This is a genomic window from Paenibacillus sp. XY044 (assembly GCF_002257645.1).
Lineage (GTDB): Bacteria > Bacillota > Bacilli > Paenibacillales > Paenibacillaceae > Paenibacillus_AQ.
Genome location: NZ_NQMO01000002.1, coordinates 255234 through 273504, shown reverse-complemented (window position 1 = coordinate 273504; position 18271 = coordinate 255234). Strand labels below are relative to the sequence as shown.

At 57.5% G+C, this 18271-nt stretch carries 17 protein-coding genes and 1 riboswitch; of the genes, 3 read left to right on the top strand and 14 right to left on the bottom strand.

Translation table 11 applies throughout. The features are described from left to right. Nucleotides 1-8 precede the first annotated feature (8 nt). Both CJP46_RS37515 and CJP46_RS09430 read right to left on the bottom strand, forming a co-directional pair. Nucleotides 9-128 carry a tyrosine-type recombinase/integrase gene (locus tag CJP46_RS37515; protein WP_373557987.1) on the bottom strand — a complete coding sequence of 40 codons (120 nt, stop codon included), beginning with the start codon at nucleotides 126-128 and terminating at the stop codon, nucleotides 9-11. Between the two features lie 168 nt (nucleotides 129-296). Then, complete coding sequence (locus CJP46_RS09430) at nucleotides 297-1868, bottom strand: copper amine oxidase N-terminal domain-containing protein (RefSeq protein WP_094595356.1); 1572 nt, start codon at nucleotides 1866-1868, stop codon at nucleotides 297-299. 150 nt (nucleotides 1869-2018) lie between these two features. On the opposite strand from CJP46_RS09430, the gene CJP46_RS09425 reads away from it, so the two are divergent. Continuing rightward, nucleotides 2019-2402: a winged helix-turn-helix transcriptional regulator gene (locus CJP46_RS09425; protein WP_094595355.1), complete on the top strand. Its 384-nt coding sequence runs from the start codon at nucleotides 2019-2021 to the stop codon at nucleotides 2400-2402. A gap of 121 nt (nucleotides 2403-2523) precedes the next feature. Here CJP46_RS09425 and CJP46_RS09420 read toward each other — a convergent pair whose 3' ends face one another. Both CJP46_RS09420 and CJP46_RS09415 read right to left on the bottom strand, forming a co-directional pair. Then, nucleotides 2524-3030 carry a GNAT family N-acetyltransferase gene (locus CJP46_RS09420; RefSeq protein ID WP_094595354.1) on the bottom strand — a complete coding sequence of 169 codons (507 nt, stop codon included), beginning with the start codon at nucleotides 3028-3030 and terminating at the stop codon, nucleotides 2524-2526. Between the two features lie 145 nt (nucleotides 3031-3175). Continuing rightward, entirely contained in the window at nucleotides 3176-4021 is an 846-nt protein-coding gene (locus tag CJP46_RS09415; protein ID WP_094595353.1) for an SDR family oxidoreductase, read from the bottom strand. 321 nt (nucleotides 4022-4342) lie between these two features. Between CJP46_RS09415 and CJP46_RS09410 the strand changes: the two genes are divergently transcribed. After that, the gene (locus CJP46_RS09410; RefSeq protein ID WP_094595352.1) at nucleotides 4343-5074 is read left to right on the top strand and encodes an MBL fold metallo-hydrolase; all 732 of its coding nucleotides are present in this window, start codon (nucleotides 4343-4345) and stop codon (nucleotides 5072-5074) included. 155 nt (nucleotides 5075-5229) lie between these two features. Beyond that, entirely contained in the window at nucleotides 5230-6321 is a 1092-nt protein-coding gene (locus tag CJP46_RS09405; RefSeq protein WP_094595351.1) for a M24 family metallopeptidase, read from the top strand. A 106-nt stretch (nucleotides 6322-6427) separates the two neighbouring features. Here the strand turns inward: CJP46_RS09405 and CJP46_RS09400 are convergent, their stop codons facing one another. From CJP46_RS09400 to CJP46_RS09355, 10 genes are all read right to left on the bottom strand, one after another. Next, nucleotides 6428-7129: a queuosine precursor transporter gene (locus CJP46_RS09400; RefSeq protein WP_094595350.1), complete on the bottom strand. Its 702-nt coding sequence runs from the start codon at nucleotides 7127-7129 to the stop codon at nucleotides 6428-6430. A 284-nt stretch (nucleotides 7130-7413) separates the two neighbouring features. Continuing rightward, complete coding sequence (locus CJP46_RS09395) at nucleotides 7414-8496, bottom strand: hypothetical protein (RefSeq protein WP_094595349.1); 1083 nt, start codon at nucleotides 8494-8496, stop codon at nucleotides 7414-7416. A gap of 438 nt (nucleotides 8497-8934) precedes the next feature. Next, nucleotides 8935-10329, bottom strand: a complete 1395-nt coding sequence (locus tag CJP46_RS09390; protein WP_094595348.1) for an L-cystine transporter — start codon at nucleotides 10327-10329, stop codon at nucleotides 8935-8937. A gap of 240 nt (nucleotides 10330-10569) precedes the next feature. Further along, the gene (locus CJP46_RS09385; RefSeq protein WP_256992280.1) at nucleotides 10570-12183 is read right to left on the bottom strand and encodes a cobyric acid synthase; all 1614 of its coding nucleotides are present in this window, start codon (nucleotides 12181-12183) and stop codon (nucleotides 10570-10572) included. Nucleotides 12184-12199: 16 nt separating this feature from the next. After that, nucleotides 12200-13033: an adenosylcobinamide-GDP ribazoletransferase gene (gene cobS, locus CJP46_RS09380; protein WP_094595347.1), complete on the bottom strand. Its 834-nt coding sequence runs from the start codon at nucleotides 13031-13033 to the stop codon at nucleotides 12200-12202. Beyond that, a complete protein-coding gene (gene cobU / locus CJP46_RS09375) occupies nucleotides 13030-13623 on the bottom strand; it encodes a bifunctional adenosylcobinamide kinase/adenosylcobinamide-phosphate guanylyltransferase (RefSeq protein WP_179281106.1) in 594 nt (197 codons plus the stop codon). Before cobU ends, cobS begins: the two co-directional genes overlap by 4 nt. Beyond that, a complete protein-coding gene (gene cobT / locus CJP46_RS09370; RefSeq protein ID WP_094595345.1) occupies nucleotides 13620-14690 on the bottom strand; it encodes a nicotinate-nucleotide--dimethylbenzimidazole phosphoribosyltransferase in 1071 nt (356 codons plus the stop codon). The genes cobU and cobT overlap by 4 nt, the downstream gene beginning before the upstream one ends. A gap of 88 nt (nucleotides 14691-14778) precedes the next feature. After that, nucleotides 14779-15564 carry an ABC transporter ATP-binding protein gene (locus CJP46_RS09365; RefSeq protein WP_094595344.1) on the bottom strand — a complete coding sequence of 262 codons (786 nt, stop codon included), beginning with the start codon at nucleotides 15562-15564 and terminating at the stop codon, nucleotides 14779-14781. Continuing rightward, a complete protein-coding gene (locus CJP46_RS09360) occupies nucleotides 15561-16607 on the bottom strand; it encodes a FecCD family ABC transporter permease (RefSeq protein ID WP_094595343.1) in 1047 nt (348 codons plus the stop codon). The genes CJP46_RS09365 and CJP46_RS09360 overlap by 4 nt, the downstream gene beginning before the upstream one ends. Continuing rightward, nucleotides 16607-17620, bottom strand: a complete 1014-nt coding sequence (locus CJP46_RS09355) for an ABC transporter substrate-binding protein (RefSeq protein WP_094595342.1) — start codon at nucleotides 17618-17620, stop codon at nucleotides 16607-16609. Before CJP46_RS09355 ends, CJP46_RS09360 begins: the two co-directional genes overlap by 1 nt. Before the next feature lie 339 nt (nucleotides 17621-17959). After that, nucleotides 17960-18178, bottom strand: a riboswitch (cobalamin riboswitch). Nucleotides 18179-18271: the final 93 nt, after the last annotated feature.

Below are 18271 nucleotides of genomic sequence, written 5' to 3'. Positions count from 1 at the left end.
TACTAACATTAGGTGTAGATTTCCGTTGTTTTGGAGCTTTCACGCCCTAATAATTCTTGAATGTACTGAGGATCGGTGCCTGCTTTGCGTAAATGCATGGCGAAAGAATACCTCAGGGTATGTCCCATGATGGGCTTACCCATTCCCGCTTGCTGTTTGGTTTTCGATAGTCAACTCGCTCCTATGTCCCTTATCCCAACTAAAAAGGCAGCCCCTCAGGGCTGCCTCCAGTTCTTCCTCATGCATTCTTCATTCGAGTTTTTCAAGCTCTCCAGCTTTCAAACTCTCAATGCTTCCTATTCCCGCTCAATCGTCACCAGTTGCTCACTCTTGTCCCAGTTCACCTTCGTGCCGAAGGCGTCGGCCACAAAACGCAGCGGCACATACAGCGAGCCGTCGCGATTGATCACCGGCTGGGTCAAGGTAACGGTTTTGCCGTCGATCGTGGCTTGCTTGGAGCCTTCCTTGATCACGATCTGGGTGCCCTTAAGGTCTTCGACCAGCGTCAGCTGCTTCGTGGCCCCATTCCATTTCAGCTGGGCATCCAGCTGATCTGCCACGTATTTGATCGGCACCATCGTCGTGTTGTTCACGATAATGGCTTCCGGGTAGTACCAGTAGTCATCATCGTCTTCAGCATCCTGGCGTGTTGTCAGCGAAATCTGTTTTTGCGTAATCTTTGCATCTTCCGTCAGCAGACGGTACAGGTCGGATTTCGCATCGAGATGACGGATCACTTCGCCTGGTGTCACGCCGATAAAGCTTGGTTCCCACACGCCTTTGGACGTGTCGACCTTGTTCACGGTCACCGGCTGATTAACGTTCCATGTTTCTGACTGCGAGTGAACCTTCACCTGCTTCACAGGCACGCCTTCACCCTGCGGAATTTGGATCGTCAGGTCCATGTTTTGCTTGCGGATCTGCAGCTTGCTGTCCAGGAAGAAGTCCAGGGAAAGCACGGTATCCTTGCCAAGCAGCACGGACAGATCCGGATCGGCCGTCAATTCTTTGACGGTGTCGTCATACTGAGGCAGGAACTCGTTCAGCGCCTTCAGCGCTTCATCGGTTAAATAAGTCACTGCCGCATCCTTATCCTTCAGCACGCTTTCCGGTGTGCCAAACGCTGCTGCCATATCGTCTATGTCTTCACCGGATTGGCTAAACGCCGATTCGAAGATCGGATAGTAGACGTCGTAGACGGCCGCGATCATTTCTTTCAATCCTTCTTTGTCCTGGGATACGCTGGTCAGGAAGCCTTTGACCAGGCCCGCCAGCTCATCCCCGCGAATGTCGATGTGCAGTTTCTGCAGCGACAGCGATTCGCCGTTCACCTTATCGGTCACAGAGGACAGCGCGATCGAGGATGGGTTCGGAGCGTGCTTGATCAGGAATCCGCCGACATCCTTCACCATTTTCAATGCACTTTCGTTGGACATTTGAAGTCCGGTCATCGTCAGCCCTTCCATGCCGGGCGCACCATTCAGTGGAATCACGACAGGCTGGGTCATGCCCTCAAGAGACAAGGCCAGGTTGTCCTTATCTACGGACAGATGGAACGGAATCTGTTTGCCGTTAACCTTCACGGCGCCTTCAACGGATCCGGTATTTGGATCCTGCGTACGAGCCGAGTCAATCGTGAGCGAGATGGAATTGATCAGGTCGATCATCTGCTTATCCTCTGCCGTCAGGCCGCGATCCGCAGGCACCAGTTCAAGCGACACCGAGGACTTCGATTCGGACGATTTGACATCCAGTGTACTGAGCACCGCCTTGTTGACGTCTAGGCCGCCAACGGCCTGACAGCCTGCCAGCACAACCAGCATGATGGCCAGTCCGAGCGCCAATCCCCATTTGAAACGCTTCTTCATCAGTTTACCTCCCCATTATGTATGTATGGAAAAAATTCCATTTTATATAGTATGCCAGCAGGTAACACCGGATGTAAAGAACATTTCAAACCGTATATATTTAAAGCGGCATTTACGATATAATGGAAATCATAAACGAGGTGAAGAAGCATGCAATCAAGTCCTTTGTGCCCCAAATTGGAAAAAGGGATGGAAATTATCAACCGGCGCTGGACCAGCCTGATCATCCATCAGCTGCTGAGCGGCCCGAAGCGTTTTTGCACGATTGAAACCTCCCTGCCGATCAGCGGCCGGTTGTTATCGGAGCGGCTCAAGGATTTAGAGCAGGACGGTGTCGTCCGGAGAGAAGTATTTCCGGAAACGCCGGTGCGAATCGAATATTCCCTGACCGAGAAGGGCATGGCCCTCGAACCGGTCATCCGTGGAATCGAGCTCTGGTCCGAGCAATGGGTCACGATTGACGATGCGGACTCCACGCCCGCCGCAGCCGCCAAGTGCTGTGAAGAGAAGACTGCTTGCGACGAAGACCTTTAATACGTACGGATTGAATCAACGCCCTCATCACTACAATGAAAAGGCGCCTGCTGCATGCAGAGCGCCTTTTCGTTGTTTCCACCTCTATCGTAGCCATCAGTCGTCGTTGCCTTCGGGCTTACTATACTTTGCGGCCGACAATGACCAAATCCCGTTCCACGCCATCCAGTTCGGCCACGCCCGGCAGCACGCCCCAGTCCTCAAAGCCATAGCGGCGCAGCAGCTTCAGGCTCGGTACGTTATGCCCGAACACAAAGCCCACCAGCCGGTTCAGTCCGAAGCGCGGAGCTTCGGCCAGCGCCTTTTCCAGTAAAATCCGGCCGACGCCCGCCCCGCGGCACTCTTCCGCCACATAAACGCTGATCTCCGCTGTTGCATTATAGGCTGCCCGCCCATAAAAAGACTGGAAGCTAAACCAGGCCACGACCTTCCCTTCGGAACGCATAACCCACAGCGGACGGTGATGGCTGTTATGTTCATGGAACCAGGCCAGCCGGCTCTCCACCGTCACGGGCTCCAGATCCGCGGTCACCGTTCTTCCCGCCACCGTCGTGTTGTAAATTTCGACCACCGCCTGCAAATCTTCCAGCGCGGCGTCTTCAATGATGTAATGTTGTTGCGTCGTCATTTGCCTGTTCAGCCTCCTACCGCTTGTCTACGAATCCATGTTATTTTCTATTGTAAAATAATCCGGGAATCTGCGCTATAGGAAGCTTTAGGCTGATTTGTTCACTGATTTATGCACCGCTTTTTCTGCTGTTGTTACGCCGCGTTCATCCGTCCAGTCCCACCATCTGCTCGCTCCATGCCCACAGGCGTTCTGCGCTCTCACGGTCGGCTGCTTTGGGTTTCAGAGCCTGCTGCTTCTTCCGGTAAAAATATTTCCCGCTCACCCCTGCAACCTCCGGCGAGGCCGCCAGGTAAATGGCGGTGTCCGCCCCCTGCTCCGGCGTCAAGAATACCGGCTTCATTGCGGCCAGCGCCCGCTTCCCAAAGCCTGTATCGCGGTTCACCCCGATCTGCGTTGCAACGGCGCCGGGATGGACGCAGTTCACCGTGACCCGGGTGTCCTTCAGCCGCTCGGCCAGCTCTACCGTGAACAAAATGTTCGCGAGCTTGGACTGGGCGTACGCTTTGATCGGGTTAAAGCGGCGCGACAAAAACGGATCGTCGAAATGAATGCTGCCAGCCTTGTAAGCGCCCGAAGCCACGACCACGATTCTTCCCTGCTCCGCCGCGGTCAGCCGGTCCAGCAGCAGGTTGGTCAGCAGGAAGTGGCCTAGATGGTTCACGCCGAGGTCCATTTCGAAACCGTCCCGGGTTAGCTGCCTTTTCAGCATGACTACGCCCGCATTGTTGACCAGCACATCCAGCGCCGGATAGCGCGCCTTGAACGCTTCGGCAAACCGGCGGATGCTCGCCAGATCTCCCAAATCGCACAGCATCAGCTCAATCGCCTCCGAGCCGCTCCGGCGGATGGCCTCCTGCAGCGCAGCCTGGCCGCGTGACTCGCTCCGGCACACCATAACGACGCGCGCTCCCTGCTTCGCCAGCTCGACTGTCGTCGCAAGCCCCATGCCGGAGTTGGCTCCGGTCACGATCACCGTTTTTTGCTCCATGCTAACTCTGATCCCTCCCTTTACGCGTACTGCTTTTTCTAAAATTCTAGCACAGAGGCAAGGGAAAACGTAGATCGTTCTACAGATATTCTCCCCCTCCTCTTACTGCGTGGGCACCGCAACAAAGGATGGCTTTCCCGCAAGCTCGAGTGAATGGTATCCTTCAAGCCCGTGCCAAAACGGATAGCATTTACAGCACCCCGGCCCGAGGTACTTCCGGGGGGTTGCTTTTTCTTTTGCAAATGAGAGGTTTATAATAGAAGCAACTGATGCTTTTACATTCAAAACGAACATAGGAGGTGTACCGGAGTTATCCGGAAAATGATGCAAATCGGACATCAAATTGTTTCCATTGAGCTGTTTGCCCAGCCGACGGCTGAGCAGCCCGGCTACCAGCCGGTCCTGCTGTGGGACGAAACCGGAGCCACGCTCGTCGATACCGGCAATGTCGGCCAGTTCGACCAAGTCCAGAAGGCGATCGCCGAAGCAGGGCTCACCCTGGACGATATTAAGCGTGTCATCCTTACGCACCAAGACATCGACCATATCGGCAACGTGTCCCGGATGCTTGAAGCCAACCCCGGCATGGAGGTCTGGGCCCACGAAGACGATATTCCCGTCATCACCGGGCAAGAGCCGCTGATCAAGGTCACGCCGGAGCGTCTCGCCCAAATGCCCGAAGCGGCCCGGGAGGTGGTGCAGCATGTACTCGATGAGCGTTCCTCCATCTCCATCAGCCGGGTGCTGCATGACGGGGATCATCTGGAGCTGCACGGCGGCATTCAAGTCATCCATACGCCAGGGCATACACCAGGGCATATTTGTCTGTACCTTCCGAAGGAAAAGCTGCTGCTCGCAGCCGACGAGCTGACCATTCACGAGGGCGAGCTGCAGGGACCGGCACCCGGTTTTACGCCGAATATGGCGCAGGCTATCGAAAGCATGGGCAAGCTGGCCGATCTGCCGCTGGACCGGGTGTTCTGCTACCACGGCGGCTTGTATGATAAATCTCCGAACGAACGTATCCGGGAGATCATTCAAAGCCACCGCTAGAATGGCAATGCCTCTCCACTAATAAGAATGAAATGACTCGGGGAGCCTGGATCGGGCAGTTCGATCATCGAACAATGGAGTAATCCAGCAATCGCACATCATTCACGATCACTGCCTGTCCATCGGCTTCTCTACATAAGAAAGGATGAAAGACCATGAGCAACCGAATCACCGCCTTGGAAAAGGCCATGAACGAGCCAGGCCTCGACAGCCTCCTCGTTACCGACCCCAAGCATGTTTACTACCTGACGGGCTTTGCCAGCAATCCGCATGAACGGTTTCTCGGCCTGCTGCTGACCCGCGGCGAGCAGCCGCTCCTGATCGTGCCCGCCCTCGATGCCGAGGCCGCCCAGGCCGCATCTTCGGTGAAAAACATCATCACGCATGCCGACACGGACAATCCGTACGACCTGCTCCGGCAGCAGTTCAAGAACACGATCGGCACGCTCGGCATCGAAAAGGAGCAGATCAGCGTGGCGCGTTACGAGCAGCTGCAGCAGTCGGTCGGTGCCGGGCAGTACGCCGATATCGGTCCGCTGCTGCGCGCGATGCGCGTCAGCAAGACGCCGGAAGAAATCCAGCGCATGAAACACGCGATCTACCTCATTGAAGAAGTGCTGCGGCAGGGCCTCTCCCGCGTGAAGCCCGGTGTGACCGAAATCGAAATCGTCGCCGAGCTCGAGTATTTAATGAAGAAACTCGGCGCGGACGGCCCTTCCTTCGATACGATGGTGCTCACCGGACCGAAGACGGCCCTCCCTCACGGCACGCCAGGTCAGACCAAGATCCAGTCCGGCGACCTGCTCATGTTTGATATGGGCGTTTACGCCAACGGATATGCTTCCGACATCACCCGGACGTTTGCGGTCGGCGACATTTCGCCGGAGCTGACGAAGATTTACAACACCGTGCTGGAAGCCAACCTCCAGGGCATTCAGGCGATCAAACCTGGCGCGACGCTGGCTTCCATCGACCAGGCGGCCCGCCAAGTCACCGAGGACGCAGGCTACGGCCAGTACTTTATGCACCGTCTTGGTCATGGCCTCGGCATGGATGTCCATGAGTATCCGTCCGTGCACGGCGGCAATACCGATCTCGCGCAGACAGGAATGGTCTTCACCGTTGAGCCGGGCATCTACGTGCCGGGACTGGGCGGCGTCCGGATCGAAGACGATATCGTCGTCACGGACAGCGGCGTCGAAGTGCTGACCTCTTATCCCAAAGAGTTAACGGTTATCGGCGGCTAATGCCCTATGAAACGGCAAAAACCGGAAGACACCATCGACAGATGGATCTTCCGGTTTTTTGTGCTGCAACCATGTATGGCCTATCTATATATTGCACAGCGCTGTGTCAAGCCGCCCGTTCGGTCTCGTCCTCGTCCTTGAATTTGAAATCGCGGGCGATATACAGAAACGGGGTCCCCACTGCGGTCAGTACGAACTTGATCAGATATGTCGTCAGGAAAATCTCGATCCAGACCGACAGCTCGTAACGTCCGGCAAATGCAATCGTGCAGAAAATAAGCGTGTCCACCAGCGAGCTGATCATCGTGCTGCCGTTGTTGCGGATCCAGAACTGGTTCCGCTTGCCGAACAGCTTCCTCAGCCACGCATACAGGCGCACGTCCAGGAACTGGCTGACGAAGTAAGCCGCCAAGCTTCCCAGCGCCAGGCGCGGCATGAGGCCGAAGATGTTTTGCAGCGATTCCTGCGCGAGGTCGCTCTCGTCCGGCGTAAAGAACAGCGCCATCTGCATCAGCAGCGTCGTCATCAGCAGCGTGAAAAAGCCGAACCACACCGCCTTCTGCGCTTCTTTCCGGCCGTATTTTTCGTTGATCAGGTCACTGGTCATATACAGACTGACATACATCGTGTTGCCCAGCGTCAGAACGATGCCGAAAATATCGATCGTCTTCGTTACCTGAATGTTCGCGATCACCGTCGCGACCCCGATCCAGGCGTAGAGCCCCTTTTTGCCGAATAAACGGTAGCACAGCAGGTACAGCGAAAAATTAACAAGTACGAATAAAATACCCCACATCAAATTGTACACTCGTGTTCCTCCTAGTTTTGATTACGCGGGATGGTTGCGAACCGCGGTTTTGGGGCTCTTTGTCTCATCTAGCAGACCCAAAACATGTACTACTGTATCACACGGAACCGGAAGTTGCCATGTTTTTTTCTGGGACCGGTAATGTCTCAGGCAGGCTCCGGGATATTGCCGCAAAGCACCGCTGCAAATAAAAACTGCCCAAGTCCCGGCTTTCGCAGCCGGCATGGGCAGTCTTTTCATTTAGGCATATATAAGTAATCTACACTCGTGCACGAAGGACCGTTTTACTCCACATCCGAATTGGTAAAATACAGCGTCTGCGGTCCGGCCGCTCCGCCGGTCAAGCTCAGCTCGGCCGCAATCGTTTTACCTTTTTTGTTCACCGTAAATTCGGTAAACTTCCAGGCGTTCTGATAGTTCACGAACGGCGATTGCAGCAGATCCTTACCCCAGCCGATCACATAGTGGCCCGCGCCGCCGGATGGATTATCGTACACGGAAATGACCCGCTTCACGTCCAAATCGTTGTTAATGGCTACGCTGAGGTTATACATGACCCCGTAGTTGCCGTTGTTGATGACGGTTCCGCCGTCCACCGCGTTCCAGCCATCCTCATACTCGCCCGGCATGCTGTCGCTCCATTGGCCGGTTGCCGCCGAAGAAATGCGGATCAGCGAATTGCCGCTCGACGTATTGTAGTCCAATGTACCGGTGCGGTCCGCATGCGGGAACGTTCCGCGCTCGTGCACATCCTTCGGCAGAATCGGCACGTCCAGCGGATTGGCCGGCTGCTCCTTATAGCCCAGCGTCGTTACCGTGACGTTAGCGTCCTGATGCCCCTGCTGCGTATACGCAGCAAAATTGGCGATGCCGCTGGCGGTGTGCGTATTTTCCGCAAGGGCGGTCAAGTAATAGCTCTCACCCGGCTGAAGGATCGCTTCCTTCTTCTGGGCCGCGCGATTGTTCATAAAATCAGCCAGCGCCATCTGCCCGGCGACATCCGGATAATAATCCGTCGCAAGTCCGATCCCCTCCGAGAACAGCATGACAGGCTCGTCGGACGTGTTGGTCACAGCCACGGCCACGGTCAGCGGTTCGCCGGTCATATTTTGATGATGCCAAAATACGCGGAACGATCCGGTCACCGCATCTCTGTAGTATGCGCCTTCGACTTTGGGAGATTCCGGGGAGTCGCTTAGGATCAGGGATCCGCCCGTTCCCGTCAGCACCGGTTTCACCATGGGAACCGCCGGTTTCAGCGTCTCAATCGGCACAAGCTCCGCGTCGTCCGCAAACGCCGCAGCCGATCCCGACAGCAGCAGAGTGCCCAGCAGGCCGATGTTCAGCAGCCATTTCGTTTTTTTCATGCTTATTCCCTCCTGAATATGTAAGAGTATCCTTCCAGGTGGCGATCGTGAGATGTCATTTCGGATGGTTAACATGTTCGCGGGGGTGTCGCGTTTTCCTTTTTTTAGGGACTGCGGCCAAAGGCTCATTTCCTTGGGACAGTTCCGTGACGGATCTATTTTTCCCGATGAAGAGGGTCTTTCAATCATCCCAGCGTGTTAAGCCTTGCTGCGGCCTGCACCCTTTTCTCTGCAACTCTCCACGCAGCCTATCCCTACCATACGGACCGTTTGTTCCGGCTCGCCGGCCGGTCCTTTGGACGCAGAAAATACCGTCGAATGATCTAATGTTTTTCTTGCGAAATAAGGAAACCGAGTTTCTGAAGCTTACGCTTTTTTTATAATAAAAAAAGAAACCAAAGCCCGTAAAGGCCTTGGTTTCTTCGGACACGTCGCAGCTTACGCATGCGCCGAGTCGAGTTCGACATGATTGTTGTGGAACGTATCCTGGTCGTTCTCTTTCAAAATTTTACTCGAGATCAGACCGGCCGTGATCGAGTCGTTGACGTTCAGCGCCGTGCGTCCCATGTCGATCAGCGGCTCAACCGAGATCAGGAGACCGGCGAGCGCCACCGGCAGGTTCATCGTGGACAGCACGATCAGGGAAGCGAAGGTGGCACCGCCGCCGACGCCGGCAACCCCGAAGGAGCTGATGGTCACGATCAGGATCAGTTGGATGATGAAATCCCAGCTCGTTGGATCAATGCCGACCGTTGGCGCGATCATCACCGCAAGCATCGCCGGATAAATACCGGCGCAGCCATTCTGGCCGATCGTGGCGCCGAAGGTCGCCGACAGGTTGGCGATCCCTTCCGATACCCCGAGCTTCTTCGTTTGGGTTTCCACGTTCAGCGGAATCGTTGCCGCACTGGAACGGGAAGTGAACGCGAAGACGAGCGTCGGGAATACTTTGCGAACGTATTGAATCGGGTTGAACCCGAACAGCGTAATCAGAATCAGATGAATGATGAACATGACGATCAGGGCCACATACGAAGCGCCGACAAACTTGGCCAGCTTCAGAATCTCATCGATATTCGTGGTGGCGGTTGTCTTCGTGATCAAAGCCAAGATGCCGTATGGCGTCAGTCTGAGCACCAGCGTAACGATTCGCAGGACCACCGCATAGACCGCTTCGACCATTTTGCGGAAGGTTGCCGCCTGCTCCGGTTTCTTACGGTCAATACCGAGAACCGCAACTCCGATAAAGGCCGAGAAAATAACGACGGCCAGCGTCGAGGAGCGGCGTGCTCCCGTCATATCCGCGAACGGATTGGTCGGAATGAATTCCAGAACTTGCTGCGGAATCGTCTTGTCCTGGACGTCTCCTACCTTCTCTTCCAGCTTCTGCCCCTGTGCGGTTTCGCGGTCTCCCGCTTGAATCTCAATCGCCTTCAGGTTGAAGGACAAGCTGGTCACGATACTTACCGAAGCCGCGATGGCTACGGTGATAAGAAGAACGGCGATGATCGAGCCGCTCATTTTGCCAAGGTTCTGTTTGCCCTTCAGGTTCATGATCGCCGAAATGATCGAAACCATGATCAGCGGGATGACGACCATTTGCAGCAGTCCGACATAACCGTTGCCGACGAGGCTGAACCAGTCGGTAGACTTGCTGACGACCTCCGATTTTGTACCGAAGGCCCATTGAAGGATAAAACCGAAAATAATACCGAGCGCCAGGCCGGTAAATACGCGTTTCGTGAACGAGACGTGCTTCTTCTGCATCCAGATCAACAGGCCGATCAGGATGAGCATCACAACGACGTTCACCACAGTCCAAAGTGTATCCATCTCTCTTTCGTTCTCCCCTCTTATAAAACAATAATGTTAACGCCCGTTCCTGCGGCTTGCCCGCGGGGCAGGTCGCTTGCTTTTTGTGACAATCTGTGAAACTGGATTTTAGTGTAGCATAATTCATACTATTTGGGTAGGGTTAATTTTATGTTAGAATTTACTGTAAAAAAAGAAAAAAGGAGCCATCCGCCAATTCGTTGGAATGACTCCTATTTATTACCCGCATCCCGCTCGAAACTATACCGTCTCGGCGGATATTCCCATGATTTGATACACCCGCTCCAGATCAAGATGTTCTCTGACGAGCGACGCCACCCGGTCAAACTCCTGCTCCTTCAGCCCCGACGCCGAGAAAGTCTCCTTTACCGGACGGAGCCCCTTGCTCTCCCGGATCCGGTCGAGCCATAAACGCCGAAGCCGGTCGTTATGAAACACGCCGTGCAGATAGGTGCCCCAGATCCGCCCGTCCAGCGTCCCCCAGCCTTCGGCGGCAGGCTGCTCACCGTCCGGTCCCAGCTTAAACACCGGGGCCATCTGCTCCCCTTTCAGGCTGCGGCTCTGCCCCATATGGATTTCGTATCCTTCGACGGAAATCGGTTCGCCGGCGGCCAGCAGGTACCGGCTCTCTGCAGACAGCAGCAGAGGGGAGTGGTCCGCAACCCGGCCGGTAACCCGGACCGTGCGCTTCTCCTTCGCAAACGTCGTCGCGACAGGCAGATAACCGAGTCCTTCCTCCTCCCGGGCAACGCCTCCATCGGCGGCTTCCGGATCATGCAGCATTTTACCGAGCATCTGGTACCCGCCGCAGATGCCGGCCAGCTGCGCATCGCTCGACTCGACGGCTGCAGCGATCGCCAGGTCGAAGCCCTGGCTGCGGAGATACTGCAGGTCCCCAATCGTATCCTTCGTCCCCGGCAGGATGATCACATCCGGATGTCCAAGATCGGCCGCCTTGGTAATAAAACGGACCCGCACGTCTCTTTCCTCCTGCAGCGGATCAAAGTCGGTGAAGTTGGAAATGCGCGGATAGCGGATGACGGCAATGTCGATGTCCGCTTCCGGTCCGGACTGCCCTTTGGCGGTCAGCTCATCCAGCACGACGGAGTCCTCCGCTTCGATGCGGATGTCGGGGATGTACGGAAGCACACCCAGGACCGGAATGCCGGTCCGCTCTTCCAGCCAGTCCAGCCCCGGCTGCAGCAGAGACAGATCACCGCGGAACTTGTTGATGATAAAACCTTTCACCCGCTGCCGTTCGTGCGGCTCCAGCAGCTCCAGGGTACCCACCAGGAACGCGAACACGCCGCCTCGGTCGATGTCCGCAACGAGCAGCACGGGCGCATCCGCCCAGCCGGCCAGGTTCATATTGACGATGTCCCGGTCCTTCAGGTTAATCTCGGCCGGGCTGCCTGCCCCTTCCATCACGACGATGTCGTACTGCTCGCGCAGCCTTCCGAGCGCCTCCAGCACCGTTTCCTTGGCTTCCGGCAGAAAGCGGCTGCGGTAATCGGTCGCGCTCATATGTGCCAGCGGGCGCCCGTGAACGACGATCTGCGAATGCATATCGCCCGTCGGCTTGATCAGGATCGGATTCATGTCGGTGGTCGCCTCAATCCCGCAGGCCTCGGCCTGCATCCCCTGCGCCCGTCCGATTTCTTTGCCGTCCGCGGTCACGTAGGAATTCAGCGCCATATTTTGCGACTTGAACGGTGCCGTGCGGTATCCGTCCTGCACGAAGATGCGGCAGAGTGCCGCAGTCACGACGCTTTTGCCGACGTCCGAAGCCGTTCCCTGCAGCATCAGCACGGCTCCCGGTGAGCCGCTCTTCCGTGTTGTATCGGTAAATTCCATCGCGTCTGCCTCCTTGTCAAAAACGGTAGATGAGTACAGTCAGCACGAGCAGCAGGACGGTTTCAATGCCCTCGTTCAACGCGCCGTAGGTGTCGCCTGTCAATCCGCCGAGCTTCGCGCTCATCCGCCGCCCGGCCCACCATCCGGCAGCCCATGCTGCAATCGGGAGCAGCAGCCAGGCCAGTCCGGCATGAAGCCAGGTGATGCCTCTAATGTTCCAAAGCCCGGCAGGGCCGTAGGGAAGCAGCGGGGACAGCAGCGCCGCGATCAGGGTGAGCCCTGCCGCCAGCAGAAAGGACTCGATGCTCTGCTTCCGTGTCATGCCGTTGAAGTAGCTGCCCGCCAGCCCCTCCTTGCCCCGCGCCATCGGCCAGGAGGCCATCGCATGGACCATGAACCAGCGGCTCCACACCGGTGGCAGCAGCAAAAGCAGCGGTGGAAGGCCGCCGATCAGCAGTGAGTAAATCAGCGATGCCTTCAGAAGCAGGAGCAGCACGCAGGCCATGACGCCCATGGCGCCGACCCGGCTGTCCTTCATAATCTCCAGCATCCGCTCCCTTGAACGGTAGCTGAGCAGGCCGTCCGCCGTGTCCATCCAGCCGTCGAGATGCAGGCCCCCGGTCAGTCCGACCCAGAGGATCAGCATGAGGATGGCGGCAGGAAGCGGCGGGAGCAGATACGAAGCAGCCGCTCCGCTGATCCAAACGGTCAAGCCGATCGCCAGTCCGACCAGCGGATAGAAACGCGTGCTCCGGCGAAATAGCTCCGGCGTATAATCCAGGGTCATTTTGACCGGAAAACGGGTCAGAAACTGAAAAGCGGCCGCAGCCGCTTGAACGTTCATTTTCATAAGTGATACTCCCTGCTCTTCAGCTCAATCGGAATGCCGACCGTCACCAGAAAGACCTGGTCGCTGACGGCCGCCACCTTGCGGTTCAAGATGCCCGCGTAATCGCGGAACACCCGGCCCAGCCGGTATTCCGGCACAATGCCGTCGCCGACCTCATTGGTGACCAGCACCAGCGGGGCGGGATACGCCTGAATCTGCTCCACGAGCTTGTTGATGGCCTCCATAAGGCGCGGCTCCATATTCTCCTCGCCCTCCAGCGCCAGGAGCGTATTGGACAGCCACAACGTCAGGCAGTCCACCAGCACGGCCGGCGGGCGATCCACCCCGGCAGGAGCAGCGTTAGCGGGGTCAGCCTGCCCCGTGCGCAGCGCCTGCAGCAGCTCAGCCAGCCGCAGCGGCTCTTCCCGGGTCTCCCAGGGATACGCCGCTGCGGTGCGCTGCTGCCGATGGAGGGCGATCCGCTCCTCCATCTCCCGGTCGAAGGCCTGCGCCGTCGCCACGTACACCGCCTGCCCGGCGTGGGCCATCATCCAGCGCTCTGCAAAGGAGCTTTTGCCGCTGCGGGCACCGCCCGTTACGAGTACGCTCACTCGGACGTCACCGCCTCGCCCCCGGAGATGCCGGCGCTTTCGAAGGTGGCCATCTCGCCCACGATGCGGCATGCCGCGTCCACCAGCGTCAGGCCGAGCACGCCGCCGGTGCCTTCGCCGATGCGCATGTCCAGATCGAGCATCGGCGCCAGCCCGAGCTCCTGCAGCAGCAGGCGATGCCCCTGCTCATGCGAAGCATGGGACGCGATCATGTACTCCGCGGCCAGCGGACAGATCGCCCGCGCCAGCAGGGCAGCGGCGCTGGAGATGAACCCGTCGATGACCACCGGGCAGCGGTGTGCGGCCGCGCCGAGGATGACGCCGGCCAAGCCGCCGATTTCGAGCCCGCCGACCTTGGCGAGCACATCGATCGGGTCGGCCACGTCCGGCGCGTTGACGGCGAGCGCCTTCTCGATGACGCCGATCTTATGAAGCAGGCGCTCGTCGGTCAGGCCTGTCCCGCGTCCGGCCGCTTCCTTGACCGGCGTGCCGGTCAGCGCACACATGACGGCCGAGCTGGCCGTCGTGTTGCCGATCCCCATTTCGCCGGAGACGAAGATGCGGACGCCTTGCGCCACCGCTTCCTGGGTGACGGCGATGCCGGTCAGGATCGACTGTTCTGCTTCCTCGCGGGTCATCGCCGGTCCCTTGGCCATATTGGCCGTCCCGTACCTCACCTTGCGGGACACCAGCTGTGGATGGGCCAGGTCGCTCTTCACCCCGATATCGACGCAGACGATGTCCGCGCCGGCCAGCCGGGACAGCACGTTAACCGCCGCGCCTCCGGCGAGAAAATTGAGGATCATCTGCGGCGTCACTTCCTGTGGGAAGGCGCTGACGCCTTCTTCGCACACGCCGTGGTCCGCGGCCATGATGATGACCTCTTTGCGCTCGAACAGCGGCTTCGCCTCGCCGGTTATGCCGGCCAGACGGATCGCCAGCGACTCCAGCTTGCCAAGGCTGCCCGGAGGTACCGTCAGGTTGGCGATATGGGCTGCCGCTGCCTTCGACGCGGCTTCATCCAAAGGCTGAATGCGCTCCACGTACTGCTTCAAAAGTTCGTTCATCTTGAATCTACTCCCTCTCTCGTAAAACTGCCTTAAAACCGATCAACTCACGGCCCGTCCGGTTTCCGCACTCGTTCGCCGGGCTGCTTCAATCCGCCCGCTGCCTTGTCACCAGCACCTGAGGAATGCCGCTGACCGGATGGGGGACGATGACCGGCTCGATGCCGTACACCAGACGGATCGTTTCCTCGGTCAGAATGTCTTCGGGCGTCCCCATTCCGACCGCTTGCCCGTCCCTTAATACCAGCAGTTTATCACAAAACTGTGCCGCCAGGTTCAAATCATGCAGGACGGCAACGACCGTGATGCCCTCTTCCTTCCGCCACTGCGCCACCAGCTCCATGAACTGGTGCTGGTAGCGGATGTCCAGGTACGTCGTCGGCTCGTCAAGCAGCAGAATCTGCGGCTCTTGCGCCATCACTTTGCCAAGGGCGACGCGCTGACGCTGCCCGCCGCTCAGCTCATCCAGCGGACGGTCCGCAAGCGCGTGCAGCTGCAGCTTATCCATGATGCTCTCGATCAGGGCGTCCGGATCTCCGCCTCCATCCCGGCCGAGCCAGTCCTGATACGGATAACGTCCCATCTCCAGCACTTCCCTGACCGGATAATGAACAGGAGGAAGGCCGTCCTGCTGGAGAACGGCCATCATGCGGGAGAGGATTTTCCGGTTGTAGGCAGAGGCTGGTTTGCCGTGAATCAGCACCTTGCCGCTGCTCGCCTTCTCCACGCCGGAGAGCAGCTGCAGCAGCGTCGACTTGCCGCTGCCGTTCGGCCCGATAATCCCCCACCATTCGCCTTCCTGGACCGACCAGTTGAGACCATGGAGAGCTGCGATGCCGCCATACTGTTTCCCTGCTTCCCTGATATCGATCATGTCCATCTCCCCTTTCGCTGCTTTTTGTTCCGGTACAGCAAATAGGCAAAGAACGGAGCACCTACAAATGCCGTCACCACGCCGAGCGGAATCTCGGTCGGTGCCAGCAAGGAGCGGGCGATCGTGTCAGCCCAGACCATAAAGACAGCTCCGCCGATGGCCGACAGCGGAACGATCAGCCGGTAATCGGGACCGGTGATCAGCCGGATCACATGCGGAATGACGAGTCCGACGAATCCGATAATGCCCGCAACCGACACCGCGGCGGCCGTGAGCAGCGTGCTGACGAGCAGCACCCATAGCTTCACGCGGTCCACGTTCATCCCCATATGGGACGCCTGCCGTTCGCCCAGGGACAGCAGATTCAGCGCACGGGCCCGGCTCCAGACCACCGCAAACCCCACCAGAAAATACGGCAAAAGGATGGCCGTATACGACCATCCACGCAGGCTGAGGCTGCCCATTGTCCAATATATAATTTCATTGATCGTCCGGTTCGACATCGCCGAAAGGAAGGATACGACCGCCCCGAGAAAAGACTGCATCACCACGCCGGATAGAATCAGGCTGTTCGTTGGAATTTTCCCGCTCTCTCTGGCCAAAGCAATGACCATCCACAGCGTCAGCATCCCGGTCACAAAAGCGACCGCAGGCAGCGTCCAGCCCCCGAAAAACGAATACTGCAGTCCGAAAAAGATCAGGAACGACGCGCCTACCGCCGATCCTGAGGAAACCCCGAGCGTAAACGGATCGGCGAGCGGGTTGCGCAGCACCCCCTGGAACCCCGAGCCGGCTACGGCCAAAGCCGCGCCGACAAGCATCCCCAGCAGAATCCGCGGCAGCCGAACCTTCACGATAATCTGCTCAAACGACGCGTTCCACGTCGGTTCAATATGGCTGCCGATCCATGGAATCCGGTGCAGCAGAATGAGGGCGATGTCCCGGATCGGCAGCGCGACCGAGCCGATCCCCAGACAGATCAGCAGGGTCAGGACAAGCAGGACGATGCCGATTCCCCCATAGCCTGCCAGCTTTTTGCTCATTACTTAAACAGGTCCGGATAAATGGCTTTCGCCACTTCCTTCAGGCCCTGCGTGACGCGCGGACCCGGACGGCTCAGCAGATTGTCGTCAAGACCGATGACCGCATCGTTCCTCACGGCTGTAATCTGGTCCCAGCCGCTGCGGCCTTTAATGATGTCGCCAAGGCTTTTCTTCGTCTTCTCGTCGATGACGCTGTTTGCATACAGAATCACGTCCGGATTGTCCTTGATGATTTTCTCTTCGCTGATTTCGCTCCAGCCTTCTGTGTCCGCAGCAACGTTCACGCCGCCGGCCAGGGTGATCAGCTCATCCATAAACTCGCCCTTGCCGACCGTCCAACCCGGGGAAAATTCGATGTATACCTTTTTCTTCTGCTCCGGCGTCAGCGATTTTACCGCTTCGGTAACTTCGTTTTCCTCCTGCTTCATCTTGTCGACCACCGCTTTCGCTTCCGCTTGATGGTCGGTGATAAGGCCGTAGGTTTCGATATTTTTGATAACGTCATCGACCGTTTTCGGATCGGTTTTGAAAATCTGAATGCCGAGGTCGCGCAGCTTCGTCACCGCTTCCTTGCTCATCGAAATGCCCGTGAACACGATGTCCGGCTGGGCCGCAATGATCGCTTCCTCGTTCGGCTTGGTGATACCGCCCATTTTCGCCTTGGACTTGGCCGCTTCCGGATAATCGTCATAATCGGACACCCCAACGATCTCGCTGTCCAGCCCGATCGCGAAGAGCGCTTCCGTTTCGGCCGGAGATACCGAGATGATATGCTTCGGCGCTTCCTTGAAGGTAAAGGACTCTCCGGTCGCATCCTGAATGGTCAGCGGATAGGTTGTCTTCAGTTCGTCTGTCTTTGTCTGCGACGAGCTGTTATCCGTGCTTTGCTCCGTTTGGGCAGCAGGCTGCTGCGAGGCGGAGCTGTCTTCGTTCTTGGCGCCGCAGGCGCTCAGCGATAAGGCAAGCAGCAGCGCCGCGAGGCCCGTGGACCAGCGTTTCAACGTTACGTTCATGATTTCGTTCTCTCCCTCTTTGTCTGTTGAATGATATTCACAAAAGAGGCCTGACCGGTATACGAAAACGGAATAAACCTGACGGAAATTTAGGAGGCTCGGGCGTCTCTGCTCCCCTTGAGCAGATATATGGCGCCTGCCGCTCCATTCTTTTCAACTAAAAAACCCTGACTCTTGTTCGATCAAGAATCAGGGATTACGTCTGCACGGACATCCCGCGGCGCGCCGCGATGGACCGGTGTGCCTTAGCATGCTGCGGGATCAAACGAATGCTTGCTTGAGCTGCCGCGAACATGCGTGCAAAGGCACGTGAAAACGTAATCCTTTCCTCGAAGGACCGTCATTTCTTCTTATGAGGCAGGTCTCCTGACTTACAGGCTGGGTAAGATCGTCCCCGCCTTCCCATCCCGCTATAGCGGCGGAACAGTGGCTTCCCGGGGACATACCTGTTTACAGTGGCGGGACCGTGCCGGAGTTGCACCGGCTTCCCTTTTCACCCGAATCGACGCTCGCCTGACACGGCAGACGGCTTTCGGGACCTCACAAGCACTCCTATTCAATTATCCTGGCCATGCTTCTTTTGTCCTGATTATAGGGGAAAAGCTTGTGGGTTACAATGGAATTTTTGTGTCCGGCCACGTGCCGAACGCA